The 25,481-nt window shown below is 65.9% G+C and carries 23 protein-coding genes; 14 read left to right on the top strand and 9 right to left on the bottom strand.

Annotated features, from left to right (window positions below):
• Nucleotides 1-88 precede the first annotated feature (88 nt).
• Entirely contained in the window at nucleotides 89-1,513 is a 1,425-nt protein-coding gene (gene aspA, locus MJ122_RS13100; protein WP_017521564.1) for an aspartate ammonia-lyase, read from the bottom strand.
• A gap of 211 nt (nucleotides 1,514-1,724) precedes the next feature.
• Between aspA and MJ122_RS13095 the strand changes: the two genes are divergently transcribed.
• From MJ122_RS13095 to MJ122_RS13080, 4 genes are all read left to right on the top strand, one after another.
• Complete coding sequence (locus MJ122_RS13095; protein WP_045214108.1) at nucleotides 1,725-2,639, top strand: LysR substrate-binding domain-containing protein; 915 nt, start codon at nucleotides 1,725-1,727, stop codon at nucleotides 2,637-2,639.
• A gap of 126 nt (nucleotides 2,640-2,765) precedes the next feature.
• The gene (locus tag MJ122_RS13090; RefSeq protein ID WP_239744470.1) at nucleotides 2,766-3,353 is read left to right on the top strand and encodes a sigma-70 family RNA polymerase sigma factor; all 588 of its coding nucleotides are present in this window, start codon (nucleotides 2,766-2,768) and stop codon (nucleotides 3,351-3,353) included.
• The gene (locus tag MJ122_RS13085; protein ID WP_239744469.1) at nucleotides 3,350-4,354 is read left to right on the top strand and encodes a FecR family protein; all 1,005 of its coding nucleotides are present in this window, start codon (nucleotides 3,350-3,352) and stop codon (nucleotides 4,352-4,354) included. The genes MJ122_RS13090 and MJ122_RS13085 overlap by 4 nt, the downstream gene beginning before the upstream one ends.
• Before the next feature lie 114 nt (nucleotides 4,355-4,468).
• Complete coding sequence (locus MJ122_RS13080) at nucleotides 4,469-6,898, top strand: TonB-dependent receptor (protein ID WP_239744468.1); 2,430 nt, start codon at nucleotides 4,469-4,471, stop codon at nucleotides 6,896-6,898.
• 116 nt (nucleotides 6,899-7,014) lie between these two features.
• Here MJ122_RS13080 and adhP read toward each other — a convergent pair whose 3' ends face one another.
• Entirely contained in the window at nucleotides 7,015-8,049 is a 1,035-nt protein-coding gene (gene adhP / locus MJ122_RS13075; RefSeq protein WP_239744467.1) for an alcohol dehydrogenase AdhP, read from the bottom strand.
• 327 nt (nucleotides 8,050-8,376) lie between these two features.
• Here adhP and purE point away from each other — a divergent pair, with 327 nt between their 5' ends.
• The 4 genes from purE (at nucleotide 8,377) to MJ122_RS13055 (ending at nucleotide 11,029) form a co-directional block, all read left to right on the top strand.
• A complete protein-coding gene (gene purE, locus MJ122_RS13070) occupies nucleotides 8,377-8,868 on the top strand; it encodes a 5-(carboxyamino)imidazole ribonucleotide mutase (RefSeq protein ID WP_017521570.1) in 492 nt (163 codons plus the stop codon).
• 8 nt (nucleotides 8,869-8,876) lie between these two features.
• On the top strand, nucleotides 8,877-9,962 hold the full coding sequence (locus tag MJ122_RS13065; RefSeq protein WP_239744466.1) for a 5-(carboxyamino)imidazole ribonucleotide synthase: 1,086 nt from the start codon (nucleotides 8,877-8,879) through the stop codon (nucleotides 9,960-9,962).
• A gap of 193 nt (nucleotides 9,963-10,155) precedes the next feature.
• The gene (locus MJ122_RS13060) at nucleotides 10,156-10,401 is read left to right on the top strand and encodes a GlsB/YeaQ/YmgE family stress response membrane protein (protein WP_017521572.1); all 246 of its coding nucleotides are present in this window, start codon (nucleotides 10,156-10,158) and stop codon (nucleotides 10,399-10,401) included.
• An 85-nt stretch (nucleotides 10,402-10,486) separates the two neighbouring features.
• Nucleotides 10,487-11,029: a DUF3299 domain-containing protein gene (locus tag MJ122_RS13055; RefSeq protein ID WP_026079325.1), complete on the top strand. Its 543-nt coding sequence runs from the start codon at nucleotides 10,487-10,489 to the stop codon at nucleotides 11,027-11,029.
• 30 nt (nucleotides 11,030-11,059) lie between these two features.
• On the opposite strand, the gene MJ122_RS13050 is transcribed toward MJ122_RS13055, so the two are convergent.
• From MJ122_RS13050 to MJ122_RS13040, 3 genes are all read right to left on the bottom strand, one after another.
• The gene (locus MJ122_RS13050) at nucleotides 11,060-11,971 is read right to left on the bottom strand and encodes a D-hexose-6-phosphate mutarotase (RefSeq protein WP_239744465.1); all 912 of its coding nucleotides are present in this window, start codon (nucleotides 11,969-11,971) and stop codon (nucleotides 11,060-11,062) included.
• Nucleotides 11,972-12,052: 81 nt separating this feature from the next.
• Entirely contained in the window at nucleotides 12,053-12,733 is a 681-nt protein-coding gene (locus MJ122_RS13045) for a GNAT family protein (RefSeq protein WP_239744464.1), read from the bottom strand.
• Nucleotides 12,734-12,745: 12 nt separating this feature from the next.
• Nucleotides 12,746-13,195 (bottom strand): GNAT family N-acetyltransferase, encoded by a 450-nt coding sequence (locus MJ122_RS13040; protein ID WP_088420847.1) that lies wholly within the window; start codon nucleotides 13,193-13,195, stop codon nucleotides 12,746-12,748.
• A gap of 117 nt (nucleotides 13,196-13,312) precedes the next feature.
• Between MJ122_RS13040 and MJ122_RS13035 the strand changes: the two genes are divergently transcribed.
• Together MJ122_RS13035 and MJ122_RS13030 are read left to right on the top strand one after the other, a co-directional pair.
• A complete protein-coding gene (locus MJ122_RS13035; protein ID WP_239744463.1) occupies nucleotides 13,313-14,767 on the top strand; it encodes a PLP-dependent aminotransferase family protein in 1,455 nt (484 codons plus the stop codon).
• Between the two features lie 208 nt (nucleotides 14,768-14,975).
• Complete coding sequence (locus tag MJ122_RS13030; protein ID WP_088420849.1) at nucleotides 14,976-16,187, top strand: YeeE/YedE family protein; 1,212 nt, start codon at nucleotides 14,976-14,978, stop codon at nucleotides 16,185-16,187.
• A 1-nt stretch (nucleotide 16,188) separates the two neighbouring features.
• On the opposite strand, the gene MJ122_RS13025 is transcribed toward MJ122_RS13030, so the two are convergent.
• From MJ122_RS13025 to MJ122_RS13015, 3 genes are all read right to left on the bottom strand, one after another.
• Nucleotides 16,189-16,359, bottom strand: a complete 171-nt coding sequence (locus tag MJ122_RS13025) for a hypothetical protein (protein ID WP_141099366.1) — start codon at nucleotides 16,357-16,359, stop codon at nucleotides 16,189-16,191.
• Entirely contained in the window at nucleotides 16,352-16,912 is a 561-nt protein-coding gene (locus MJ122_RS13020; protein ID WP_088420850.1) for an HdeD family acid-resistance protein, read from the bottom strand. Before MJ122_RS13020 ends, MJ122_RS13025 begins: the two co-directional genes overlap by 8 nt.
• Nucleotides 16,913-17,110: 198 nt before the next feature.
• Nucleotides 17,111-18,646 carry a BCCT family transporter gene (locus MJ122_RS13015; protein WP_088420851.1) on the bottom strand — a complete coding sequence of 512 codons (1,536 nt, stop codon included), beginning with the start codon at nucleotides 18,644-18,646 and terminating at the stop codon, nucleotides 17,111-17,113.
• Nucleotides 18,647-19,006: 360 nt separating this feature from the next.
• Here MJ122_RS13015 and betI point away from each other — a divergent pair, with 360 nt between their 5' ends.
• From betI to betA, 3 genes are all read left to right on the top strand, one after another.
• Entirely contained in the window at nucleotides 19,007-19,600 is a 594-nt protein-coding gene (gene betI, locus MJ122_RS13010) for a transcriptional regulator BetI (RefSeq protein WP_017521582.1), read from the top strand.
• A 46-nt stretch (nucleotides 19,601-19,646) separates the two neighbouring features.
• Nucleotides 19,647-21,119: a betaine-aldehyde dehydrogenase gene (gene betB / locus MJ122_RS13005; protein WP_088420852.1), complete on the top strand. Its 1,473-nt coding sequence runs from the start codon at nucleotides 19,647-19,649 to the stop codon at nucleotides 21,117-21,119.
• Nucleotides 21,120-21,245: 126 nt separating this feature from the next.
• Nucleotides 21,246-22,928 carry a choline dehydrogenase gene (betA, locus tag MJ122_RS13000; RefSeq protein WP_239744462.1) on the top strand — a complete coding sequence of 561 codons (1,683 nt, stop codon included), beginning with the start codon at nucleotides 21,246-21,248 and terminating at the stop codon, nucleotides 22,926-22,928.
• Nucleotides 22,929-22,980: 52 nt separating this feature from the next.
• Here betA and MJ122_RS12995 read toward each other — a convergent pair whose 3' ends face one another.
• A complete protein-coding gene (locus MJ122_RS12995; RefSeq protein WP_017521585.1) occupies nucleotides 22,981-23,385 on the bottom strand; it encodes an acyl-CoA thioesterase in 405 nt (134 codons plus the stop codon).
• A gap of 259 nt (nucleotides 23,386-23,644) precedes the next feature.
• Here MJ122_RS12995 and MJ122_RS12990 point away from each other — a divergent pair, with 259 nt between their 5' ends.
• Nucleotides 23,645-24,964: an MFS transporter gene (locus MJ122_RS12990; RefSeq protein WP_239744461.1), complete on the top strand. Its 1,320-nt coding sequence runs from the start codon at nucleotides 23,645-23,647 to the stop codon at nucleotides 24,962-24,964.
• Nucleotides 24,965-25,481: the final 517 nt, after the last annotated feature.

Raw genomic sequence — 25,481 nt, 5'->3', positions numbered from 1 at the left:
GGACCGGGGGTAACCAATCCCTGAAAGGTGAGGGAGGAATACTCCCCCTCAACCGGTGAGACGTGCCCGGCTCGCGCCGGGCGGGTGATCAGGCGCGCAGCGGAATCAGGCGCGGGGCGATCATGTTTTCCGGCAGCAGGATGTCGGCCAGGGTGGCTTCGTCCAGCAGCTTCTCTTCGCGAACCAGTTCCAGAACGCCGCGGCCGGTTTCCAGCGCGATCTTGGCGATGCGGGTGGAGTTCTCGTAGCCGATGTACGGGTTCAGCGCGGTGACCAGGCCGATGCTGTGCTCCACCAGCTGGTGGCAGCGCTCGACGTTGGCGGTGATGCCGGTGATGCAATGCTCGCGCAGCATGTCCATGGCGCGCTGGAGCAGACGGATCGAGTCGAAGATCTTGTAGGCGATCAGCGGCTCCATCACGTTCAGCTGCAGCTGGCCGCCTTCGGCGGCGATGGTCAGCGCCAGGTCGTTGCCCATGATTTCGAAGGCGCACATGTTCACGGCCTCCGGGATCACCGGGTTGACCTTGCCCGGCATGATCGAGCTGCCCGGCTGGCGTGGCGGCAGGTTGATCTCGTTGATGCCGGTGCGCGGGCCGCTGGACAGCAGGCGCAGGTCGTTGCAGATCTTCGACAGCTTGACCGCGGTGCGCTTGAGCATGCCGGAGAACAGCACGAAGGCGCCCATGTCGGAGGTGGCTTCGATCAGGTCGGCGGCCGGGACGACCGGCTGGCCGCTGATTTCAGCCAGGCGCTCGACGGCCAGCTTCTGGTAGCCGGGGTCGGCGTTGATGCCGGTGCCGATCGCGGTGCCGCCGAGGTTCACTTCGGTCAGCAGTTCCGGCGCCAGGCGACGCAGGCGGTCGAGGTCTTCGCCCAGGGTGGTGGCGAAGGCGTGGAACTCCTGGCCCAGGGTCATCGGCACCGCGTCCTGCAGCTGGGTACGACCCATCTTCAGTACGCCGGCGAACTCGACGCCCTTGGCGGCGAAGGCCTGGATCAGGCTATCGAGGCTGGCCAGCAGGGTGTCGTGGCCGAGCAGCAGGCCCAGGCGGATGGCGGTCGGGTAGGCGTCGTTGGTCGACTGCGCCATGTTCACGTCGTTGTTCGGGTGCAGGTACTTGTACTCACCCTTGGCGTGGCCCATGGCTTCGAGCGCGATGTTCGCGATGACTTCGTTCGCGTTCATGTTGGTCGAGGTGCCGGCGCCACCCTGGATCATGTCCACCACGAACTGGTCGTGGAAGTCGCCACGGATCAGACGGGCGCAGGCTTCGCTGATGGCGGCGTGCTTGTCTGCCGGCAGGTGGCCGAGCTTGTGGTTGGCATCGGCTGCCGCCTGCTTGACCATCGCCAGGGCGACGACCAGTTTCGGGTAGTGCGACAGCGGCACGCCCGAGAGGCGGAAGTTGTTCACAGCGCGCAGGGTCTGGATGCCGTAGTAGGCGTCAGAAGGTACTTCGAGGGTGCCGAGGAGGTCTTTCTCGATGCGGAACGATGCAACAGGGGACATGACAGAGATTGTCTCAAAGGAACACGGCCAGTGCCGCGATGCCCGGTAGACTAAGGATTTCGCCTTTCGTCGGCCAATGCTGTTAAAGGCTGTCTCATGCACGAACGGCATAATGTACCCTGTGACGAATTGATGACGACGAGCGTATGACTGTGCTACGCGCGCCCGGCTCCTGACCAATCGATCAACGTGTGACAGCGTTGGAGTTGACGTGAACCTCGAAACCAAATGGCTGGAAGATTTCAGCACCCTGGCCACCACCCGCAGTTTTTCCCAGGCCGCTGAAAAGCGCTTCGTCACCCAGCCCGCGTTCAGCCGGCGCATCCGCAGCCTGGAGGATGCCCTCGGCCTGACCCTGGTGAACCGTCAGCGCACGCCCATCGAACTGACCGAGGCTGGCCAACTGTTCCTGGTCACCGCCCGCGCGGTGGTCGAGCAGCTCGGCCAGGTGGTGCGCCACCTGCACCATCTGGAGGGCGGGCAGGGCGAGGTGCTTCAGTTCGCCGCCGCACACTCCCTGGCGCTGGGTTTCTTCCCGGCATGGATCTCGCGCTTGCGCTCCGAGGGCCTGAACATCGCCAGCCGCCTGGTGGCGACCAACGTCGGCGAAGCGGTGCACCTGCTGCGCGAAGGCGGCTGCGACCTGATGATGGCCTTCTACGACCCGGACGCTGCGCTGCAGATGGATCCGGAAGTCTTCCCCTCGCTGCACCTGGGGCGCACCGAGATGCTGCCGGTGTGTGCGGTGAACTCCGCCGGCGTGCCGCTTTACGACCTGGACAGCGGCCAGAGCGTGCCGCTGCTGGCCTACAGCGCCGGGGCCTTCCTCGGTCGCGGGGTGAACCTGCTGCTGCGCCAGCGCAACCTGCGCTACACCACCGTCTATGAGACGGCCATGGCCGACAGCCTGAAGAGCATGGCGCTGCAGGGCATGGGCGTGGCGTGGGTACCGCGCCTGAGCATGGAGTCCGAGCTGGCGCGCGGCGAGCTGGCGCTGTGCGGCGGCCCGCACTGGATCGTCCCGCAGGAAATCCGCCTGTACCGCTGCGCCCTGGTGCGCAAGGCGCAGATCCGCCTGTTGTGGCGCAAGCTCGAAGGCGGCCTGGGGCTGGACGAGACGCCTTGATCCGCCTTGCGAGGCGGACGACCGGGGCTGTTCCGTTTATTTGATAAGCATTATCATTTGCGGCTTTCCAGGGTTTTTCCCTCGCGCCGTCTTCGGTGCGGACCGCTGGCGAGCCTGCATCTGAAGATGTCCCATCCTGACCTCCCGGCCGACTCCCGCGCCGCGGACGCCCCGGCGCCCGCCGAGGCGCTGCCGCGCGAGGACTTCCTGCAGGTGTTCCTGTCCCAGCGCCCGCGCATGGAGGCCCTGGTGCAGCGCCGCGTCGGCTGCCGCGCCACCGCGGCGGACCTGGTGCAGGATCTGTTCCTGCGCTTCTGGAAGCGCCCGCAGGCGCCGGTGGAGGAGCTGGGCAGCTACCTGCTGCGCAGCGCGCGCAACCTCGCCATCGATCACCTGCGCGGCGAGGACTCGCGCGGCCGCACCCTGAGCGCGCTGCTGCCCGATGACGACGACGCGCAGCCATCGCCCGAACAGGCGGTGCAGGCCGGCGCCACACTGGAGCTCATACAAGACGCTCTGCGCCAGTTGCCTGAGCGCACCCGCCACATCTTCCTGCTCAGCCGCGTGCACGGCCGCACCTATGGCGAGATCGCCACGGCCATGGGGCTTTCCCAGAGCGCTGTGGAAAAACATATGATGCGCGCCCTCGATGCCTGCAAGGCGAGCCTGGAGCCCGCCGAGCCGGCTGTTCGCCGTGGAGCCGCCGACCGATGAAGCCCGTTATCGCCACCTCGCCCGAGGACGCCCAGCGTCAGGCGCGCCAGTGGCTGCTGCGCTTGCAGGATCGCGGCGGAGAAGCCTGGCTGGGGGCTTTCCAGACCTGGCTGGCGGCTGATCCCCGGCATGCCAGGGCTTATGCCGAAGTCGATGCACTGTGGCGGGCCAGCGCCGTACCGGCGCAACGGCTGGCAGCGGAGGAGGGCGATGCCCTGAACGCCTATCTGGCGCAGATGGACCGCCCCGCTACCCGCCGCACGCGGGTTGATCCCCGCCGCTGGTGCTATCCGCTGGCCAGCGCCGCCTGCCTGCTGCTGATGCTCTGGGTCGGCGGCTGGTGGTCGCCGGGCGATTGGGTCACCGACCTCTCGGCCGATTACGTCAGCGCGCCGGGCGAAGTGCGCGAGGTCACCCTGGACGACGGCTCGCGCCTGACCCTGGATGCCGACAGCGCCGTCGCCGTGTCCCTTGAGGGCGAGCAACGCCGCGTCGACCTGTTGCGCGGCGCCGCGTCCTTCGCCGTGAAGCACCTGCCGAAGCCCTTCGTGGTGCGGGCGGGCGAAGGCGAGGCGCGGGTGCTGGGCACCGAGTTCGAAGTCCGTCGCCTGGGCGAGCAGACCCGCGTGACCGTCGCTGAAGGCCGCGTCTCGGTGCGTGGCAGTCATGCGGTCGGGGGGCCGGAAGTGGTACTCGGTGCGGGCGAACGCGTCGGCATCGATGGCACGAAGCTGGGCAATGCTCAGCCCGCCGACGCCCAGGCCGCGCTGGCCTGGCGGGAGGGCTGGCTGACCTTCTACCGCGCGCCGCTGGGCGAGGTGCTGGCACGTCTGGGCACCTACTATCCGGGCCGCATCCTGCTGCTCGACCAGGAGCTGGCGCAGCGCCGGGTCAGCGGCAGTTTCCGCAGCAGCGACCCGCAGGCCGCGCTGGATTCGCTGCAAGCGGTGGTGGGCTTCCGCCAGCAGCCGCTGCTGGGGCGTTTCGTGCTGATTCGTTGAGCGCGAAAATATTTTCGAAAAAGGGGTGAGGTACCGAGGCGGCTGCTCCGTGTAGTGGTCATGAATGCGAGTTATTCGCATGTGGAATCGACCCTTTCGAGCAAGTGAGCCCCGATGACCCCGCTGCGCCGCGCTATCCCCGAACTGTCCCTGAAGCCGCTCGCCGCCTTGGTGCTCGGTACTGCCCTGGCCACCGTGCCGACACCGGCCGCATGGGCGGAAGGAGCCGCCGCCAGTTCCGCGCTGCAAGTGAAATTCCCTTTCGCCATCGCCGCCCAGCCGCTGCCCCAGGCACTCAACGAGTTCAGCCGGGTGACCGGCCTGAGCGTGGTCTACACCGATGAGGCGCCGTATGACCTGAAGGCCCCGGCGGTCTCCGGACAGCTGAGCGCCGGTGACGCGCTGGACCGTCTGCTTGCCGGTTCCGGCTACCGCTTCCGCGCCCTCGACGGCCACACCCTGACCCTGGAACGCCTGCCCACCGACACTCTCAGCCTCACCGATACCACTGTCACCGGCCAGGCGGCTGCCACCAGCTATCAGCCGGCGCCGGTGGCCTCCATCGGTCGCACCGACACGCCGGTGCTGGAAACCCCGCAGAGCATCGTCACCGTCCCGGCCCAGGCGCTGCGCGACCAGAAGCCGCGCAACCTCGACGATGCGCTGGGCAACATCAGTGGCGTGACCCAGGCCAACACCCTCGGCGGCACCCAGGACGCGGTGATGAAACGCGGCTTCGGTGACAACCGCGACGGCTCGATCATGCGCGATGGGCTGCCCTCGGTGCTGGGCCGCAACCTCACCGCCACCGCCGATCATGTCGAAGTGCTCAAGGGCCCGGCTTCGCTGCTCTATGGCATCCAGGACCCGGGTGGTGTGGTCAACGTGGTGAGCAAGAAGCCACAGTTGCAGCAGTACAACGCCGTCACCCTGCGTGGCTCGACCTATGCCCATGGCAAGCAGGGCAGCGGCGCGCAGGTCGACACCACCGGCCCGCTGGGCGAGACCAACCTGGCCTACCGGCTGATCGTCGATCACCAGGACGAGAACTACTGGCGCAACTTCGGTCAGCAGCGCGAAACGCTGGTTGCACCCTCACTGGCGTGGTTCGGCGAGGACACCACGGTCAACCTCAGCTACGAACATCGCGAGTTCAAGACGCCGTTCGACCGCGGCACTGCCATCGACCCGCGCACCAACAAGCCGCTGGATATTCCGCGTACGCGCCGTCTGGACGAGCCGTTCAACATCACCGAGGGCCGCTCCGATCTGACCCGATTGGATGTCGAGCATCGCCTCGACGACGCCTGGAAAGCGCACTTCGCCTACGGCTGGACCCGCGAAACCTACAACGACAACCAGGCGCGGGTGACCAAGGTGGACAGCGCCAAGGGCACCGTGACGCGCCGTGTCGACGGCACCCACGGCGCGGTGAGCAGCGACAGCTTCGCCACCGCGGGGCTCAACGGCGACCTGCAACTGGGCGGCTTCCGCCATGAAGTGACCTTCGGCATCGACAGCGAGAAGCGCAAGATCTACCGCGCCGACCTGATCCGTGACACCAGGAACACCACCCTGAACTACCTCGATCCGGTCTATGGGCAGATCTCCCCCGCCACCCGCGTCAGCCCGGCGGATAGCGACCAGACCGACAAGCTGCGCAGCGATTCGCTGTACGTGCAGGACTCCTGGCACCTGGATGACCACTGGATCCTGGTGGCCGGTGGGCGCTACCAGATGTACGACCAGTACGCCGGGCGCGGCCGGCCATTCAAGGCCAACACCGACATCAGCGGGCAGAAATGGGTGCCGCGCGCCGGGGTGATCTACAAGGTCAACGACGAGATGTCGCTTTACGGCAGCTACACCCAGTCGTTCAAGCCCAACTCCACCATCGCGCCGCTCTCCACCGGCGAGGTGATCGACTCGGCGATCCAGCCTGAGCAGGCTTCGTCCTGGGAAGTCGGCGGCAAGCTCGACATTCCCGGCCGCGTGACTGCCAACCTGGCTTTCTTCGACATCCGCAAGCGCAACGTGATGGTCACCCAGCTCGATGCCAATGGCGACAGCCGCGTCAGCACCGCCGGCAAGGTGCGCTCCTATGGCGCGGAACTGGACGTGACCGGGCAATTGACCGAGAGCTGGAGCCTGCTTGGCAGCTACGCCTGGCTGGACGCGGAAGTGACCGAGGACCCTGAGCTGGAGGGCAACCGCCTGCAGAACGTGGCGAAGGAAACCGCCTCGCTGGCGGCTGTGTATGACGCCGGTTCGATCCTCGGCGGCGACAACCTGCGCCTGGGCGGCGGCCCGCGCTACGTCGGCAAGCGCGCGGGTGATCCGGCCAACTCCTTCGAGCTGCCGTCCTATACCGTTACCGATGCCTTCGCCAGCTACGACACGAAGCTGGGTGGCCACAACGTCGGCTTCCAGTTCAACGTGAAGAACCTGTTCGATCGCACCTACTACCCGTCGGCGGCGAACAACCTCTACGTCGCCGTCGGCGAGCCGCGGCAGTTCGAGATTTCGACGACGGTGGAATTCTGAGGCCGAGGCCGGACGCTTTTGTAGGAAGGGTGGAGCGCAGCGATACCCATGCAGCCAACGCCGCCATTGATGGGTATCGCTGCGCTCCACGTCGTCCTGCGTAGAGCCTGCTGCGCTTACATCTCGACGACGATCCGTCCTTCGATCTGCCCGGCACGCATCCGATCAAGGATGCCGTTGATGTCATCCAGCTTGCCGGCGCTGACGGTGGCCTTCACCAGCCCTTCGCCGGCGAAGTCCAGGGCTTCCTGCAGGTCGGCACGGGTGCCGACGATGGAGCCGGTGATGTGCAGGCCCTTGAGCACCACGTCGAAGATCGGCGTGGGGAAGTCGCCCGGTGGCAGGCCGACCAGCGACACGGTGCCGCCCCGGCGGGCCATGCCGATGCCCTGGCCGAAGGCGCTGTTGGAAACGGCGGTGACCAGCACGCCGTGGGCGCCGCCGATGTCGCGCTGCACCACTTCGACGGGGTCTTCCTTCTTCGCGTTGATGGTCAGACTGGCGCCGAGCTTGCGCGCCAGCTCCAGCTTGGCATCATCCACGTCCACCGCGACCACATGCAGGCCCATGGCCTTGGCATACTGCACGGCCACGTGGCCCAGGCCGCCAATGCCGGAAATCGCCACCCACTGGCCGGGGCGCGCGCCGGTTTCCTTCAGGCCCTTGTAGACGGTGACGCCCGCGCAGAGGATCGGCGCGATTTCCAGGAAGCCGACCTGCTTGGGCAGGATGCCGACGTAGTTCGGGTCCGCCAGCACGTATTCGGCGTAGCCGCCGTTCACCGAGTAGCCGGTGTTCTGCTGGCTCTCGCAGAGCGTCTCCCAGCCGGTCAGGCAGTGTTCGCAGCAGCCGCAGGCGGTGTACAGCCAGGGCACGCCGACGCGATCGCCTTCCTTCACGCGGGTGACGCCGGCGCCGACCGCGGCGACGAAGCCGACGCCTTCATGACCGGGGATGAAGGGCAGGCTCGGCTTCACCGGCCAGTCGCCTTCTGCGGCGTGCAGGTCGGTGTGGCAGACGCCGGAGGCCTCGATCTTCACCAGGATCTGCCCGGGGCCGGGCAGCGGGACTTTGACTTCCTCGATTCGCAGCGGTTCGCCAAAGGCGTGGACGACAGCGGCTTTCATGGTCGTGGGCAGGGTCGTGGACATTGCGCTCGCTCCTTGAAGGGTGAGGGACCTGCCCCATCCGGGCAGGGTCGTCAGACGAGTCTGAGCCTCTGAGCCTAGGCCATCTTGAGCTGCGGCAAGCTTTTCCGAAGTCGTTTCCGGGGTCGTCTTAGGCCTTGTCGGTGGCGGAATGACGAAATCGGGACCAACGGTCATGCCCAGTGCACTGTGCCACATCCTTTGCGGTATACTGCGCCGCCTTCAAGCCGGCACTGCCCGCCGGTTTGGCCACGTACAAGCCACGCCTTTAACGAGCGTGGCTTGTTGGTTTCTGACGCGCCCAAGAGCGCACTTGAGAGAGGCACGACGATGAGCGCACTGGTTGGCGTGATCATGGGCTCCAAATCCGACTGGAGCACCCTGAGCCACACCGCAGACATGCTGGACAAGCTCGGCATTCCGTATGAAGTGAAGGTGGTTTCCGCCCACCGTACTCCGGACCTGCTGTTCCAGTACGCCGAAGAGGCCGATGGCCGCGGCATCGAAGTGATCATCGCCGGCGCCGGCGGTGCCGCCCACCTGCCGGGCATGTGCGCCGCCAAGACCCACCTGCCGGTCCTCGGCGTGCCGGTGCAGTCCTCCATGCTCTCGGGCGTCGATTCGCTGCTGTCCATCGTGCAGATGCCCGCGGGCGTCCCGGTCGCCACCCTGGCCATCGGCAAGGCCGGTGCGACCAACGCCGCGCTGCTCTCCGCCAGCATCCTGGGTGCCAAGTACCCCCAATACCACGAGGCGCTGAAGCAGTTCCGCGCCACCCAGACCGAGACGGTGCTGGACAATCCCGATCCGCGCGAGGCCTGAGTACGACCATGAAGATCGGTGTCATCGGTGGCGGCCAGCTGGGCCGCATGCTGTCCCTGGCGGGCACCCCGCTGGGCATGAACTTCGCCTTCCTCGACCCGGCGCCGGACGCCTGCGCGCAAGCCCTGGGCGAGCACATCCGTGCCGACTACGGCGACCAGGAACACCTGCGCCAGCTGGCCGATGAAGTCGACGTGGTGACCTTCGAGTTCGAGAGCGTGCCGGCCGAGACCGTGGCCTTCCTCTCGCAGTTCGTGCCGGTCTATCCGAACGCCGAGTCGCTGCGTATCGCCCGCGACCGCTGGTTCGAAAAATCCATGTTCAAGGACCTGGGGATTCCGACCCCGGCCTTCGCCGACGTGCAGTCCCAGGCCGACCTCGACGCCGCGGCGGCCAGCATCGGCCTGCCGGCGGTGATGAAGACCCGCACCCTGGGCTACGACGGCAAGGGCCAGAAGGTCCTGCGCAAGGCCGAGGACGTCAGCGGTGCCTTCGCCGAACTGGGCAGCGTGCCCTGCATCCTCGAAGGCTTCGTGCCCTTCACCGGCGAAGTCTCGCTGGTGGCGGTACGTGCCCGCGATGGCGAGACCCGCTTCTACCCGCTGGTGCACAATACCCACGAGAACGGCATCCTGCGCCTGTCCGTGGCGAGCACCGACCACCCGCTGCAGAAGCTGGCCGAAGACTACGTCGGCCGCGTGCTGGACAAGCTGCAGTACGTCGGTGTGCTGGCCTTCGAGTTCTTCGAGGTCGATGGTGGCCTGAAGGCCAACGAAATCGCCCCGCGCGTGCACAACTCCGGTCATTGGACCATCGAAGGTTCCGAGTGCAGCCAGTTCGAGAACCACGTGCGCGCCATCGCCGGCCTGCCGCTGGGCTCGACCGCGAAAGTGGGCGAGAGCGCCATGCTCAACTTCATCGGCGAGGTGCCGCCGGTGGCCGAGGTGCTGAACATCGCCGACTGCCACCTGCACCACTACGGCAAGGCCTTCAAGGCCGGGCGCAAGGTCGGCCATGCCACCCTGCGCAGCGCCGACCTGCCGACCCTGAAGGCGCGCATTGCCGAAGTCGAGGCGCTGATCGCCAAGGCCTGACGGTCAGCTGTACGAAAAAGCCGCGTCAATCACTGACGCGGCTTTTTTCATGGGCGATCGGCGGAGTGCTGTAAGGCTCGCGAAACACTCTCGGTCGCTCTGGCACGCGGCGAAACACGGAACGCCGGTGTTTCCTACACTGTCCCATGACAGGCGCGCACCCACCGCGCTCAACCCACAAGGAGGGACTGTCATGGGATTAATCGGAACCATCGTCATCGGCCTGATCGTCGGACTCATCGCTCGCTTTCTGAAGCCTGGCGATGACAGCATGGGCTGGATCATGACCATCCTGATCGGCATCGGCGGCTCGTTGTTGGCCACCTACGGCGGCCAGGCACTGGGCATCTACGCGGCCGGCCAGGCGGCGGGCTTCATTGGCGCGGTGATCGGCGCCATCGTGCTGCTGGTCATTTACGGCCTGATCAAGAAGAATTGACGGTGATTTCCGCCCCTCTCCCGCCATGGGGGAGGGCGCAGGAAGCCCTTACCGCCTGTGCCCGACCGGGCCCTTCGAGTCCACGATGCGCCGACCATTGCTCGCCTGCTGCCTGATAGTGCTCACTTCCCTGGCGTCCGCCGCCGAACTCCCCGAAACCGACTGGCTGTCCCTGATGCCGCCGAGCGACCGCAAGGCGCTGGAAGACATGCCGGAAATCACCCACAACGGCCCCGAGGCCAACGGCACCTTCACCAACAAGGGCGGGCTGAAACAGTCCGACAAGAAGCTGCCGCAGGTGATGTATTCGACCAGGACTGTGGCGGCGCTGAATGGCAAGGCGCTGCGCCTGGGCGGTTACCCGGTGCCGCTGGAGAACGACGCCAAGGGCCGCGTGACCGAGTTCTTCCTGGTGCCGTACCCAGGCGCCTGCATCCACGTGCCGCCGCCGCCGCCGAACCAGATCGTGCTGGTGCGCTACCCCAAGGGAATCCAGATCGACGATATCTACAATCCGATCTGGGTCAGCGGCACGCTGAAGGTGGAGAAGGTCAGCAATGATCTGGCCGACGCCGCCTATGCCATCGACGATGCCAAGGTGCGACCGGTGGAAGAGAGCGATCTGTAACCACCGCGTCGCGGTCATACCGCTGAGTGATCAGGCCTTCAGCGGCTCGCTCCAGATTTCCACGCTCATCGTCTCGCTACGGCCCGGCGCCACGCTCATGGCGTCGTCCATTACCCGCGCGGTTTCGATGCAGAGCATTTCCGTCCAGGCATCGTCGGGCATCTGCGACAGGCGAGCGGCCTTGTCGATCCACGGATTCCACACCACCGCCGAGCGCGAGCCGCCGGCCTTGACGTGGATGCAGCGCTCCCACAGCGGGTCCTGGATCACCAGGGTCTTCTCCACGTCCAGGTAGACGCGATCGGTCTCGCCGGTGATGCGGATCACGCCGTGCTGCTGGCGCTCCCCCCAGTTCTCCATGGCGTCCAGGTAGCGGTTGCCCTGCAGACCTTCGATACTGATCTGGCGGCAGTCGCTGACGGCAAAGTAGGTATGCAGCGCCTGGGTCAGCGGCAGCGGCTTGTCGCCGAGGTTGTGGGTGGTCATCTCCAGGGTCAGGCGTTCGCCGAAGCGCATCACCAGCTCCAGCCGCGCCGAGTGCGCCCAGCCCGGCAGGCCCTGGCTTGCGTCGAAGCTGAAGTGCGCCGACAGCCGGCCCTGCTCGTCGGCGATGTCGTCCAGCTGCCAGTCGAGCGCGCGCACCAGGCCGTGGGCTGGCGGCTTGTCGCCCTGGTAGGCGGTGCGGATATCCACCGGGTTGCGGTCCAGGTTGCCGAACCAGGGCCAGCACACCGGTACCCCGCCGCGAACGGACTGGCCGTGACGGTACTCGGCAGTTTCGCTCAGCCAGACCAGCGGCGGCTGTTCGTGGGGCTGGTAGCTCAGCAGTTGCGCACCCTGCTGAGCGATCAGGGCTTCACCATGGGCGGTGTGGATACGCCAGCAGGACAGTTGATCGATCTGTACCTGCTCGACGCGGGGGGGCTGGATGTCGCTGCTCATGGTGGTCTCCGGGACTGCGGTGCGAAAGTTTCAGTATCACCGATCCTTCGCGCCTCAGGCAGTTCCCGGAGAATGAAAAGATCAGCTCTGGCGCAGGGCTTCGAGGCGTTCGCGCTGCTGGCCGTTGGCATCGAAGTTGGCAGCGTCCAGCCAGCGCTCGAACGCCCGCTGGCAGGGCGGCCATTCGCGGTCGATGATGGAAAACCACGCGGTGTCGCGGTTGCGGTCCTTCACCACCGTGGCCTGGCGGAAGGTGCCCTCGAAGACGAAGCCCAGGCGCACGGCGGCGCGCATGGAGCGGGCATTGAGCGCGTTGCACTTCCATTCCAGGCGCCGGTAGCGCATCTCGAAGGCCCAGCGTGCCAGCAGGTAGACCGCCTCGGTGGAGGCCGGCGAGCGCTGCATCACGCGGCCATAGGCGATGTGACCGATCTCGATGCTGCCGTCCTTGGGGAAGATTCGCAGGTAGCTGAGCAGGCCGACCGCCCGGCCGCTCGCGCGGTCGATCACCGCGAAGAACAGCGGATCGTTGCTCGCTGCATTGCCTGCGAGCCACGCATCGAAAGGCGCGCGCTCGGGGAAGGGGCCGTAGGGCAGGTAGTCCCACAGCGCCGGATCGGAGTCCGGGCCCTGCAGCGCTTGCCACAGGTCATCGCCGTGGAGAGCCGGATCCAGCGGCGCCAGATTGATGTGGCGACCGGCCAGGGTGCGACGTTCGGGGCTGGCGGCGGGGCGCCAGTTCAGCAGGGGTTGTTCGTTCATGGGCGCTCCGGCTCAGAGAATCTTGCGGTACTGGACGAACCCGGAGCGGTCGGCGATCCGGTCGTAGAGGAACATGGCGTCGGTATTGCTCTCGTGGGTCAGCCAGTGCACGCGCGAGGCGCCGTTGGCGCGGGCGTCGGCGTAGACGTGCTCGATCAGCTGCGCGCCGATGCCGCCGCCGCGCTGGCCCTCGGCAACGTACAGGTCCTGCAGGTAGACGTAGTCGCCCTGGGTCCAGCAGGAACGGTGGTAGATGAAATGCACCATGCCGATGGCCACGCCGTCGCGCCAGGCGAGGGCGGCATGCATCGGCTCGGCCGCATCGAGGAAGCGCTGCCAGGTGACGGCGCTTGTGGCCTCGTCGATGCGGGTCTTGTAGAAGCGCTGGTAACCCTGCCACAGCGGCAACCAGGCGGCGTGATCATCGGCGGTGATCGGGCGGATATCGACGGCGGAAGACATGCTGACAACCTTGTGTGCGTTGGAATGCTCCCAGACTAGGTCCGGAATTGGTTCTACTAAAGAGCCATTCATGGTGAAATCAAGAGAGCCATTGCCGCCGTCCTGGAAGCCTTCTCCATGAGTGTCCCGTTGCCCTTCAACCCTTCCGGCATCCGCCTCGATCCTGCCCGCCCCCTGGGCGTTCAGCTGTTCCAGGCACTGCGCGAGCGCATCCTCGATGGTCGCCTGGCCGCCCGCTCGCGTCTGCCAGCCAGCCGGGACCTGGCATCATCGCTGGGTGTTTCGCGCAATACCGTGGTGCGCGCCTACGAGCAGCTCTACGCCGAGGGTTACATCGAGGGCCGCACGGGCGATGGCACCTACGTCGCGGAACGGGTTCAGCCCTCGGTCGATGTGATTCGTGGCGAAGCTGGCAGCCCGGATGCGCCGTCCCTGGAGCGCCTCGCGCGGCACCATCTGCCACTGCCGCCGACCGGCGCGCCGCGGGCGTTCCGGGTCGGCGTGCCGGCCTTCGACCTCTTCCCGTTCGACACCTGGGCACGGCTGCAGGCGCGGTTCTGGCGCGATCCGCCGCTTGATTGCCTGGGCTACGGCGACCCGGCCGGCGAGCAGCGCCTGCGCGAACTGGTTGCTGCCTACCTGCGGACTACCCGCGGCCTGCATTGCGACGCCGGGCAGATCATCATCACCAGCGGAGCCCAGCAGGGCATTGCGCTGTGCGCCCAGGTACTGCTCGCCGAGGGTGAGGGCGCGGCCATCGAGAATCCCGGCTACCGCGCCGCTGGTCATGCTTTCGCCACGGCGGGGGCGCGGTTGCACGGCGTACCGGTGGACGCCGATGGCCTGTGCACGGCGCAGCTGGAGCAGTTGCCGGGTTGCCGGCTGGTCTATGTCACGCCGTCGCACCAGTATCCCACCGGTGTGACCCTGTCGCTGGCGCGGCGCCTGGAGCTGCTGGAATGGGCCCAGCGCAGCGGCGGCTGGATAGTCGAGGATGACTACGACGGGGAATACCGCTACAGCGGGACTCCCCTGATGCCGCTGGCGGCGCTGGATCGCCATGACCGCGTGCTCTACGTCGGCACCTTCTGCAAGATCGCCTTCCCGGCGCTGCGCCTGGGTTACCTGGTCGTCCCGCCGGCGCTGGCGCAGGCCTTCGCCCGCCGCCGTGCGCTGGATGTACGTCATTCCGAGGTTGGCACCCAGCGGGTAATGGCGGACTTCATTGCCGAAGGACACTTCCAGCGCCATGTCCGCCGTATGCGTCGGGCCGCTCGCAGCCGTCGCGATGCGCTGCTGCGCGGCTGGCCTGAGGTCGTCGGCTGCGCGCCGATGCCGGCGGTGGAAGCCGGATTGCACCTCTGCGTGCGCGTCGACAGCCGCGAGCGGGAACTGGAGTTGGTGCAACAAGCCTTGGCGGTGGGCGTGGAAGTGAATGCGCTGAGCGATTACTGGTTGCCGGAGTCCGGCGAGACGGCGGATGAGCGCGCCGGATTGGTGCTGGGGTTCGCCGCCGTGCCGGAGGCGCGCATCGCCGAGGCGCTCAAGGCACTGCGCAAGGCATGGATATAGGGGCAGATGTCGACTGGCCTGGCCCTCCAGGTGGGCGGCGGACCCTCTCCCCAGCCCTCTCCCTTCAGGCAGAGGGCAGTCGGGGCGCCGAGGGGAAGTGCTGACAGCCTCTTGTAACCCCCAGCTATTTGCTTAGCTTCCTTACGAAGTTGGCGGGCGGCGCGACGCTCCCTAAACTATCGCCCCTCTCGAAAACATCGGAGCCGCCATGAGCCTAGCCCTGTCCACTGTCCCCGAGCGCAAGTCCAGCGCGCTCTGGGTCGCCTTCCTCCTGCTGCTGGCGGGTGCGCTGTTCCTCGCCCAGGCCGTGAGCGGCCGACAGGCGCTGCTGTTCGTGGTCGGCGGCGCACTGGGCCTGACGCTCTACCACGCGGCTTTCGGCTTCACTTCCGCCTGGCGCGTGTTTATCCGGGAACGCCGTGGCGCCGGCCTGCGCGCACAGATGGTGATGCTGGCCATCGCGGTACTGCTGTTCTTCCCGGCGCTGGCCGCCGGCACGCTGTTCGGCGAACCGGTGAAAGGGCTGGTGTCGCCCGCCGGCACCTCGGTGATCGTCGGCGCCTTCATCTTCGGCATCGGCATGCAGCTGGGCGGCGGCTGCGCCTCCGGCACGCTGTTCACCGTGGGCGGCGGCAATGCGCGGATGCTGGTGACGCTGCTGTTCTTCATCATCGGCTCGGTAATCGCCACCCACCACATCGGCTGGTGGTTCGCCCTGCCGTCACTGCCGCCGACCTCCATCGTGCAGTCCCTTGGGCTGCTCCCGGCGCTGGCGGTGAGCCTTGCGCTGTTTGCCGCCATCGCCGCCGTCAGCGTGGTGCTGGAACGCCGTCGCCACGGTGTACTGGAGCTGATCGCCAGCAACGGCGAGAAGGGCATCGGGCGACTCTTCCGTGGCCCCTGGCCGCTGGTGTGGGGCGCGGTCGCGCTGGCGCTGCTGAACTTCGCCACCCTGGCACTGGCCGGGCGTCCGTGGGGCGTCACCTCGGCTTTCGCGCTGTGGGGAGCGAAGGCGTTCGAGAGTCTTGGCATCGCCGTTGACCAATGGGCCTTCTGGCAGGTCGACGCCAACGCCAAGGCGCTGGCCGCTCCGGTGTGGCAGGACGTCACCAGTGTGATGGACTTCGGCATCATGATCGGTGCCTTGCTGGCCGCCGGTCTCGCCGGGCGTTTCGCACCGAGCCTGAAGATTCCCGCACGCTCGCTGGTCGCGGCGGTGATGGGTGGCCTGCTGCTGGGCTATGGCGCGCGTCTGGCCTACGGCTGCAACATCGGCGCGTACTTCAGCGGTATCGCTTCGGGCAGCCTGCACGGTTGGCTTTGGCTGGTGGCGGCGTTCTTCGGCAACACGGTGGGCGTGCGTCTGCGGCCGATCTTCTTCCCCGCCGAGCGCGTGGAAGCGCGCCTGACCGGTTGCTGAGTCAAGCCGGGCGGGGCATTTCGCGCTCCGCCCAGTAGGTCTGCCGGTGGCCGCGGGCCTGGTAGTCCCGCGCCAGGGCTTCGGCCTCGGCGCGGGTCAGCTGGCGGCGCATGACGAAACGGTTGCCATTGTCGTCCAGGCGCAGCAGGCACCAGTCGCGCTCCTCAGGCATTGAATGTCGAAGTCTTGCGCAGGCGCAGCGCGAGCAGGATCAGCAGCACGCCGAAGAACACCGAGTAGGCGCCAATCACCCAGGCCACGGCCAGCGCTCCGGCGCCCGGATTGCCGATCATCAGCACGCCGAACAGCACCGACACCGCGCCGGAAAGCCCCAGCCACCATTCGTTCTGCAGCGCCTTGCGCAGGCGGATCGCGGCAATGATCTGCAGTACGCCCATCACCAGCGCCCAGCCGGCGATCAGCATGAGCAGGCCCAGTGCGGTCAGCTGCGGCCAGAGGAAGGCGACCAGCCCGGCGGCGATCCCCAGCAGCCCCACCAGCACCAGCGGCCACAAGGGCCGGCCGGATTCGCGCATCTGCGCGGCGGCGATCAGCGTGAACAGGCCGTCGACGAAGGCGTAGGCGCCGAAGAACAGCACCATCACGGTCAATACGATGCCCGGCCAGACCATGGCCAGGATGCCGAACAGCAGGGCGGCGACGCCGCGCAGGGCGATCCATTTCCAGTGGCGGCCCAAGGCCTGCCAGAGCGGGTGTTGCGACATGGCGACGATCCTTGCGAGGGGTGTGGCTGCAACCATAGCCCTGCCTGCTCGTCCGTGCTTGAGCGAGATCATGCGGGGCTCATTAAGGCGCGGGGTACAAGGTCCTGGCTCGCAATGCGCAAAAGAAAGCCCGGCACGAAGCCGGGCTGAAGGGCCTGCCTGGGCAGGCGGGCGGCGTCGGCGACGCCGCCGGGGAGATCAGGCTGCAGGCGCCAGGGCCGACGACGGGGCTTGCCCGTGCAGCGCCTCGTAATCCTGCTTCATGGCCTTGTAGAGGCCGAACATGAACAGGATCAGCACCGCCGAGAACGGCAGGCCGGCCAGCACCACGACGGTCTGCATGGCGGTGAAGTTGCCGGCGAACAGCAGGCCGATGGTCACCAGGGTGATCACCACCGACCAGAGGATGCGCAGCCAGTGCGGGGCGTCTTCGTCGAGGTCGCCGCCCTGGCGCGAGAGGTTGGCCAGCATCACCGAGCCGGAGTCGGCCGGGGTGAGGAACAGCACGAAGCCGACGAAGATCGACATGCCGATCACGATCTTGGCGAAGGGGTAGTGCTCCAGCAGCAGGTAGATCGACATCGACGGCTGCTCCAGCGCGGCCTTGCCCAGGTCGGCGGCGCCGTGGTTCATCACCAGGTCGACCGCGCTGTTGCCGAACACCGAAAGCCAGGCGAGGGTGAAGCCCAGCGGGATCAGCAGCACGCCCATGACCAGCTCGCGCACGGTGCGGCCGCGGGAAATACGGGCGATGAACATGCCGACGAAGGGCGCCCAGGAAATCCACCAGGCCCAGTAGAACAGGGTCCACAGGCCCAGCCACTCTTCGTTCTTGCCGGCGCCGCCGCCGGTATAGACGTAGAGGTCGAAGGTCTTGAGCACCAGGCCGTTGAGGTAGTCGCCCAGGTTCTGCACGAAGCCGTTGAGCAGTTCCAGGGAGGAGCCGCAGACCAGCACGAACAGCAGCAGCGAGCTGAACAGCACGATGTTCAGGTTGGACAGCCGGCGGATGCCTTTCTCGATACCCGATACCGCGGCCAGCGTGGCTACCAGGCTCATCACCAGCAGCACGATCAGCAGGGTGGTTTTCGAGTGCTCCATGCCGGTGAGGTACTCGATGCCCGAAGAGACCTGCAGCGCGCCGATACCCAGGTTGGTCACCAGGCCCAGCAGGGTGACGAAGATCCCGAAGCAGTCCACCGCATGGCCGGCGCCGCCCCTCACCCAGCGCTCGCCGAGGATCGGCAGCAGGGCCGAACGCAGGGCCAGCGGCTGGCGGTGACGATAGGCGAAATAGCCCACTGCCAGACCGACCAGCGCGTAGATGGCCCAGCCGTGCACGCCCCAGTGCAGGAAGGTCAGCTGCAGTGCCTGGCGGGCGGCTTGCGGGGTGCCGGCCACGCCTTCCGGCGGATGATAGAGGTGGTCGATCGGCTCGGAAGCGGCGAAGTACAGCAGCGAGATGCCGATGCCGGAGGAGAACAGCATGCCGGCCCAGGCGCCGTAGCTGAAGTCGGGCTTCTCGTGGTCGGCGCCGAGTTTCAGCTGGCCGTAGCGCGAGAAGGCGACCCACAGGACGAAGAACAGGTAGCTCCCGATGGCCAGCATGTAGTACCAGCCGAAGCTGTGCGAAAGCCACGTCTGCGTACGGTTCAGGACAGCTCCGGCGCTGTCGGGGAAGAGGATGAGGGCGGCGGTCAGAACCAGGATCAGCACGGTGGAACCGTAGAACACGATCGGATTCAGACGTACCTGCTCGTTTGTTTTTATTGGCGAAGCAGTACTCATTTGGAGGATGACCCCATGACAGTGAACGCATGGCGGCCGCCGGCGAGCGCGACTAAGGCACGGCGACGGGCCGCAAACCACAGACACAGCATTGCCACCCGACACTTCCCGCCTGGATTCTGCGATCCTTGAAGGTTGGAAAATGGCGTGGCGATGAACGGCTCGGGCCTGCTTGCACACAAGGCTCGGAGAGGTTCACGGAGCGCAGCTTATTCTTAGTTGATTGAACGTTCAATAAAAACAAAATAGACTGGCCCACAACTCGCCGGACGGCACAGGTACGTCCAGGCGAAGAGGAGAGACGAAATGCCCAAGGTCGGTATGCAGCCGATTCGCCGTTCCCAATTGATCCACGCCACGTTGGAGGCGGTGGACCAGGTGGGCATGGGTGACGCCAGCATCGCCCTGATCGCCCGCCTGGCGGGGGTCTCCAACGGCATCATCAGCCACTACTTCCAGGACAAGAACGGGCTGCTGGACGCCACGATGCGACATTTGATGTCGGCCTTGAGCAAGGCCGTCGCCGAGCGTCGCGCTACCTTGCGCAACGACGAACCGCGCTCGCATCTGCGGGCCATCATTGCCGGCAACTTCGACAGTTCCCAGGTAAACGGCCCGGCGATGAAGACCTGGCTGGCGTTCTGGGCCAGCAGCATGCACCAGCCGCAGTTGCGCCGCCTGCAGCGGATCAACGACCACCGGCTGTATTCGAACCTGTGCAGCCAGTTCCGCCGCGAACTGCCGCTGGCCCAGGCCCGCAGCGCCGCTCGCGGGCTGGCCGCGCTGATCGACGGACTCTGGCTGCGGGGCGCGCTCTCGGGCGACGCCTTCGATACCGAGCAGGCGTTGGCCATTGCCTACGACTATCTCGACCAACAACTGGCCAAGCGCCCCGGATAGCGGGCGCAGCCTTGCGCTGACACCTATAAGAGAGGACACCTGCACCATGGCTCGATTCGAAGTACAGAAGCTCTACATTGGCGGTCGCTACGTGGAAGCCACCAGCGGCGCCACCTTCGAGACCATCAATCCGGCCAACGGTGAAGTCCTCGCCCAGGTACAACGCGCCTCGAAGGAAGACGTCGAGCGCGCCGTGCAGGCGGCGGTGCAAGGGCAGAAGGTCTGGGCGGCAATGACCGCCATGCAGCGTTCGCGCGTCCTGCGTCGCGCCGTGGACATCCTCCGCGAGCGCAACGACGAGCTCGCCGAGCTGGAAACCCTCGATACCGGCAAGCCGCTGGCCGAAACCCGCTTCGTCGACATCGTCACCGGCGCCGATGTGCTCGAGTACTACGCCGGCCTGGTGCCGGCCATCGAGGGCGAGCAGATCCCGCTGCGCGACACCAGCTTCGTCTACACCCGTCGCGAGCCGCTGGGCGTGGTCGCCGGTATCGGCGCCTGGAACTATCCGATCCAGATCGCGCTGTGGAAATCCGCCCCGGCCCTGGCCGCCGGCAATGCGATGATCTTCAAGCCCAGCGAAGTCACCCCGCTGACCGCGCTGAAGCTCGCCGAGATCTACACCGAGGCCGGCCTGCCCGATGGCGTGTTCAACGTACTCACCGGCAGCGGCCGCGAAGTCGGCCAGTGGCTGACCGAGCACCCCGTCATCGAGAAAATCTCCTTCACCGGCGGCACCTCCACCGGCAAGAAGGTCATGGCCAGCGCCTCGAGTTCCTCGCTCAAGGAAGTCACCATGGAGCTGGGCGGCAAGTCGCCGCTGATCATCTTCGAAGACGCCAACCTCGACCGCGCCGCCGACATCGCCGTCATGGCCAACTTCTTCAGCTCCGGCCAGGTCTGCACCAACGGCACCCGCGTGTTCATCCCGCGCAACCTGCAGGCGCGCTTCGAGGCCAAGGTGCTGGAGCGCGTGAAGCGCATCCGCCTGGGCAACCCGCAGGATGAGAACACCAACTTCGGCCCGCTGGTGAGCTTCCCGCACCTGGAGAGCGTCCTCTCCTACATCGAGTCCGGCAAGGAACAGAAGGCCCGCCTGCTGTGCGGTGGCGAGCGCGTCACCCAGGGCGAGTTCGGCAAGGGCGCCTACGTCGCACCGACCGTGTTCACCGATTGCACGGACGAGATGACCATCGTCCGCGAGGAAATCTTCGGGCCGGTCATGAGCATCCTCGTCTACGACACCGAAGACGAGGCCATCCGCCGCGCCAACGACACCGAGTACGGTCTCGCCGCCGGCGTCGTGACCCAGGACCTGGCCCGCGCGCACCGGGCGATCCACCGCCTGGAAGCGGGCATCTGCTGGATCAACACCTGGGGCGAGTCGCCGGCCGAGATGCCGGTTGGCGGATACAAGCAATCGGGTGTCGGTCGTGAGAACGGACTGACCACCCTGGCTCATTACACTCGCATCAAATCCGTACAGGTTGAGCTGGGCGACTACACCTCGGTGTTCTGATCGCCGCGATCGAGCCATGAAAGGCCGGTCGCAGGCATGACTCCCTGACCACCGGCCATCCCCAACACGCAGACACCGGCGCACGCGTCGCGGGCGGTGTCGTGCCTGAAAAAGAGGAAGGCCTGCATGTCCCAGGAATACGACTACATCATCATCGGCGCCGGTTCCGCCGGTAACGTACTGGCTACCCGCCTGACCGAGGACGCTGACGTCAGCGTGCTGCTGCTCGAAGCCGGTGGTCCGGACTACCGAGCCGACTTTCGCACGCAGATGCCAGCGGCGCTGGCTTACCCGCTGCAAGGCCGCCGCTACAACTGGGCCTATGTGACCGATCCTGAGCCGCACATGAACAACCGTCGCATGGAATGCGGGCGCGGCAAGGGTCTGGGCGGCTCTTCGCTGATCAATGGCATGTGCTACATCCGTGGCAACGCCATGGACTTCGACGGCTGGGCGCAGGAGAAGGGCCTGGAGGACTGGACCTATCTCGACTGCCTGCCCTATTTCCGCAAGGCCGAGACCCGCGACATCGGCCCCAACGACTACCACGGCGGCAGCGGCCCGGTGAGCGTTACCACGCCCAAGGCCGGCAACAATCCCTTGTTCCACGCCATGGTCGAGGCCGGCGTGCAGGCCGGTTACCCGCGTACCGAGGACCTCAACGGCTACCAGCAGGAAGGTTTCGGTCCTATGGACCGTACCGTCACTCCGCAAGGTCGTCGCGCCAGTACCGCTCGTGGCTACCTGGACCAGGCCCGCGAGCGGCCGAACCTGACCATCGTCACCCACGCGCTGACCGACCGCATCCTGTTCAGTGGCAAGCGCGCTATCGGGGCGACCTATCTGCATGGGAATGACAATGCGCTGAAGGAGGTTCGCGCGCGCCGCGAAGTGCTGGTGTGCTCCGGCGCCATTGCTTCTCCGCAACTGCTGCAGCGTTCCGGGGTCGGCCCGGCCCCGCTGCTGCGCGATCTCGGCATCGAGGTCGTGCATGATCTGCCCGGTGTCGGCCAGAACCTGCAGGACCACCTGGAGATGTACCTCCAGTACGCCTGCAAGCAGCCGGTGTCGCTGTATCCGGCGCTGCAATGGTGGAACCAGCCGCAGATCGGCGCCCAGTGGATGTTCCTCGGTACCGGCCTGGGCGCGAGCAACCAGTTCGAGGCAGGCGGATTCATCCGCAGCCGCCCGGAATTCGAATGGCCGAACATCCAGTACCACTTCCTGCCGGTGGCGATTAACTACAACGGCAGCAATGCAGTCAGCGAGCACGGTTTCCAGGCCCACGTGGGCTCGATGCGCTCTCCCAGCCGCGGGCGGATCAACCTGACCTCCCGCGATCCGCGCAAGCATCCGAGCATCCTGTTCAATTACATGTCCTGCGAGCAGGACTGGCAGGAATTCCGCGACGCCATCCGCATCACGCGCGAGATCATGAACCAGCCGGCGCTCGACCCCTATCGCGGCCGCGAGATCAGCCCGGGCCTGGACAAGCAGAGCGACGCCGAACTTGACGCCTTCGTGCGGGAACACGCGGAAACGGCTTTCCACCCGTCCTGCTCCTGCAAGATGGGCGAGGACGACATGGCGGTAGTCGATGGCGAAGGCCGCGTGCACGGCATGGAAGGGCTGCGGGTGATCGATGCGTCGATCATGCCGCTGATCATCACCGGAAACCTCAACGCCACCACCATCATGATGGCCGAAAAGCTCGCCGATAAGGTGCGCGGCCGCCCGGCGCTGCCACGTAGCACCGCCGCCTACTATAAGGCGGAAGGAGCGCCGGTGCGCGGAAAGCCGCAGCGCTGATTCCGTAAAGCAGAGACGAAAACGCCGGCGATAAAGCCGGCGTTTTCAGTTTTCAGCCACGACGCGGAGGAACCGGGCGGGTACGGCCGCTGCCGTCGATGGCGACGAAGACGAACACCGCCTCGGTGACCTTGCGCCATTCGCTGGACAGCGGGTCGTCGCTCCAGACCTCGACCAGCATGCGGATCGAGCTGCGGCCCACTTCCAGGGTCTGGGTATAGAAGGAGAGCTGCGCGCCGACCGCGACCGGGACTAGGAAGGCCATACGGTCGATGGCCACCGTGGCCACGCGGCCCCCGGCGATGCGGCTGGACATGGCGGTTCCGGCGAGATCCATCTGCGCCACCAGCCAGCCACCGAAGATGTCGCCGAAGCCGTTGGTCTCGCGCGGCAGGGCGGTGATCTGCAAGGCAAGGTCGCCCTGCGGGATAGGATCTTCTTGTTCGAGCTCGATCATAGGTAAGGGCCTCTTGCCCCCGGCGTACTCATGGTGAGGGTATGGAAAAACTCTCCCAAGACACCTGCCGGCGCAAGGCCTTGGGACAGCTTTTGATCGGCCTGCCCGCATTATATAGAGGGAGGACCGGCGCGACGACCGCAGGATGGGGTGAAATTCCCGCGGGCGCGGCCGCTGTGTCGCCTCCGCGCAATTTGCTATGGTGCGGCACCTGCGGCTGCCGGCCGCAGCCTCCTTGCCTGCAGAGATAACAAGCACCATGCCTTCTGTGAACGCTCCTGCCGCGCCCGCGTCACGTCCGTTGACCCGCAGCGACTACAAGACTCTTTCGCTGTCCGCCCTGGGCGGCGCTCTCGAGTTCTACGACTTCATCATCTTCGTATTCTTCGCCACCGTGGTCGGCAAGCTGTTCTTCCCCGCCGACATGCCCGACTGGCTGCGTCAGTTGCAGACTTTCGGCCTGTTCGCCGCCGGCTACCTGGCCCGTCCGCTGGGTGGCGTGGTGATGGCCCACTTCGGTGACCTGCTGGGCCGCAAGAAGATGTTTACCCTGAGCATCTTCCTGATGGCCGTCCCTACGCTGATCATGGGCCTGCTGCCCACCTACGCGCAGATCGGTATCTGGGCACCGCTGGCGCTCCTGCTGCTGCGCGTCATCCAGGGCGCGGCCATTGGTGGTGAAGTGCCGGGCGCCTGGGTGTTCGTCGCCGAGCACGTCCCGCATCGCCACGTGGGCTATGCCTGCGGCACGCTCACGTCGGGTCTGACCGCGGGCATCCTGATCGGTTCGTTGGTGGCGACCCTGATCAACAGTGTCTACAGCGCGGAGGAAGTGCAGGGCTACGCCTGGCGCATTCCCTTCCTGCTCGGCGGCATCTTCGGACTGTTCTCCGTCTACCTGCGCCGCTGGTTGCACGAGACCCCGGTATTCGCCGAGCTGCAACTGCGCAAGCAACTGGCCGAGGAAGTACCGCTCGGCGTTGTGGTGCGTGAGCACCGTCCGGCCATTGTGCTGTCCATGCTGCTGACCTGGGTGCTGTCCGCCGGTATCGTGGTGGTGATCCTGATGACTCCGTCGGTACTGCAGACTGTCTATGGCTTCGATGCTGCCACGTCGCTGAAGGCCAACAGCCTGGCCATCGTTTGCCTGAGCGTCGGCTGCATCCTGGCCGGCCGCCTCGCCGACCGTTTCGGCGCGGGGCGTACCTTTATAGTGGGCAGCATTCTTCTGGGTGTCGTCTCCTGGATCTTCTACACCAGCCTGAAGGCGCACCCAGACTGGTTGTTCCCGCTGTATGCGGTTACCGGTCTGTGCGTTGGCGTCATCGGCGCGGTGCCTTATGTGATGGTCAACGCCTTCCCGGCGGTAGTGCGCTTCACCGGCCTGTCCTTCTCCTACAACCTGGCTTACGCCATCTTCGGTGGGCTGACGCCCATGGTGGTTGCCCTCCTTATGAAGGAAGACCCGCTGGGCCCGGCGTACTATGTAGTGGCGCTGTGTGTGGTTGGCCTTCTGGTCGGCGCCTATCTGCTGCGCCAGGAGCGCCGATTGGTAGGGCAGGGCGTGGCGATAAACTGATCGCCCGGACAGTTTTTTGCAGAAAGTTTAAATTAGTCGTTGACGGCCCATTTAAACTCCCTATAATGCGCACCACTCCCAGCGACGAAGCGCTGAAAGAACTTGAAAATCAAGTACTTACAGAGATTCGAAGTTGAGAGTGGTGGTCAGGCAGGTGATTCACTTGCCGCTTTTCTCCAGCTGCTTCGGTGGCTCGCTGAAAAGAAGATCGCCGAGGTGCTTGACAGTGAGTATGATCGCTGTAGAATGCGCCTCCCGCTGATGAGAAGGTTTCCTTCGCTGATGCGCAAGCGGTTGAGTAGAAAAGAAATTTTCGAAAAATAAAGCTTGACGAAAGATGAGGTTAGCGTAGAATGCGCGCCTCGGTTGAGACGAAAGCCTCAGCCAAACGCTCTTTAACAAGTTGAATCAAGCAATTCGTGTGGGTGCTTGTGATGTAAGACTGATGATCGACTGATTATCAGCAACGCAAGTAACACTCGTGAATTCGAGAGTTTTAGCTCATTAAATTGAGCAT

It is taken from the genome of Pseudomonas sp. DP-17 (assembly GCF_022380625.1).
Taxonomy (GTDB): domain Bacteria; phylum Pseudomonadota; class Gammaproteobacteria; order Pseudomonadales; family Pseudomonadaceae; genus Pseudomonas; species Pseudomonas nitroreducens_A.
Note: the sequence above shows the minus strand (reverse complement) of the source record. Positions and strands in the feature narration are given on the sequence as shown.

What these genes read in the sequence shown, in the direction of transcription:
- aspA (WP_017521564.1), bottom strand. Translation starts at nt 1,513, where the DNA reads ATGTCCCCTGTTGCATCGTTCCGCATCGAGAAAGACCTCCTCGGCACC.
- MJ122_RS13025 (WP_141099366.1), bottom strand. Translation starts at nt 16,359, where the DNA reads ATGCCTGAGGAGCGCGACTGGTGCCTGCTGCGCCTGGACGACAATGGC.
- betB (WP_088420852.1), top strand. Translation starts at nt 19,647, where the DNA reads ATGGCTCGATTCGAAGTACAGAAGCTCTACATTGGCGGTCGCTACGTG.
- MJ122_RS13055 (WP_026079325.1), top strand. Translation starts at nt 10,487, where the DNA reads ATGCGCCGACCATTGCTCGCCTGCTGCCTGATAGTGCTCACTTCCCTG.
- MJ122_RS13020 (WP_088420850.1), bottom strand. Translation starts at nt 16,912, where the DNA reads ATGTCGCAACACCCGCTCTGGCAGGCCTTGGGCCGCCACTGGAAATGG.
- MJ122_RS13085 (WP_239744469.1), top strand. Translation starts at nt 3,350, where the DNA reads ATGAAGCCCGTTATCGCCACCTCGCCCGAGGACGCCCAGCGTCAGGCG.
- betA (WP_239744462.1), top strand. Translation starts at nt 21,246, where the DNA reads ATGTCCCAGGAATACGACTACATCATCATCGGCGCCGGTTCCGCCGGT.
- purE (WP_017521570.1), top strand. Translation starts at nt 8,377, where the DNA reads ATGAGCGCACTGGTTGGCGTGATCATGGGCTCCAAATCCGACTGGAGC.
- MJ122_RS13080 (WP_239744468.1), top strand. Translation starts at nt 4,469, where the DNA reads ATGACCCCGCTGCGCCGCGCTATCCCCGAACTGTCCCTGAAGCCGCTC.
- MJ122_RS13060 (WP_017521572.1), top strand. Translation starts at nt 10,156, where the DNA reads ATGGGATTAATCGGAACCATCGTCATCGGCCTGATCGTCGGACTCATC.
- MJ122_RS13065 (WP_239744466.1), top strand. Translation starts at nt 8,877, where the DNA reads ATGAAGATCGGTGTCATCGGTGGCGGCCAGCTGGGCCGCATGCTGTCC.
- MJ122_RS13090 (WP_239744470.1), top strand. Translation starts at nt 2,766, where the DNA reads ATGTCCCATCCTGACCTCCCGGCCGACTCCCGCGCCGCGGACGCCCCG.
- MJ122_RS13030 (WP_088420849.1), top strand. Translation starts at nt 14,976, where the DNA reads ATGAGCCTAGCCCTGTCCACTGTCCCCGAGCGCAAGTCCAGCGCGCTC.
- MJ122_RS12995 (WP_017521585.1), bottom strand. Translation starts at nt 23,385, where the DNA reads ATGATCGAGCTCGAACAAGAAGATCCTATCCCGCAGGGCGACCTTGCC.
- MJ122_RS13045 (WP_239744464.1), bottom strand. Translation starts at nt 12,733, where the DNA reads ATGAACGAACAACCCCTGCTGAACTGGCGCCCCGCCGCCAGCCCCGAA.
- MJ122_RS13040 (WP_088420847.1), bottom strand. Translation starts at nt 13,195, where the DNA reads ATGTCTTCCGCCGTCGATATCCGCCCGATCACCGCCGATGATCACGCC.
- adhP (WP_239744467.1), bottom strand. Translation starts at nt 8,049, where the DNA reads ATGTCCACGACCCTGCCCACGACCATGAAAGCCGCTGTCGTCCACGCC.
- MJ122_RS13035 (WP_239744463.1), top strand. Translation starts at nt 13,313, where the DNA reads ATGAGTGTCCCGTTGCCCTTCAACCCTTCCGGCATCCGCCTCGATCCT.
- betI (WP_017521582.1), top strand. Translation starts at nt 19,007, where the DNA reads ATGCCCAAGGTCGGTATGCAGCCGATTCGCCGTTCCCAATTGATCCAC.
- MJ122_RS12990 (WP_239744461.1), top strand. Translation starts at nt 23,645, where the DNA reads ATGCCTTCTGTGAACGCTCCTGCCGCGCCCGCGTCACGTCCGTTGACC.
- MJ122_RS13050 (WP_239744465.1), bottom strand. Translation starts at nt 11,971, where the DNA reads ATGAGCAGCGACATCCAGCCCCCCCGCGTCGAGCAGGTACAGATCGAT.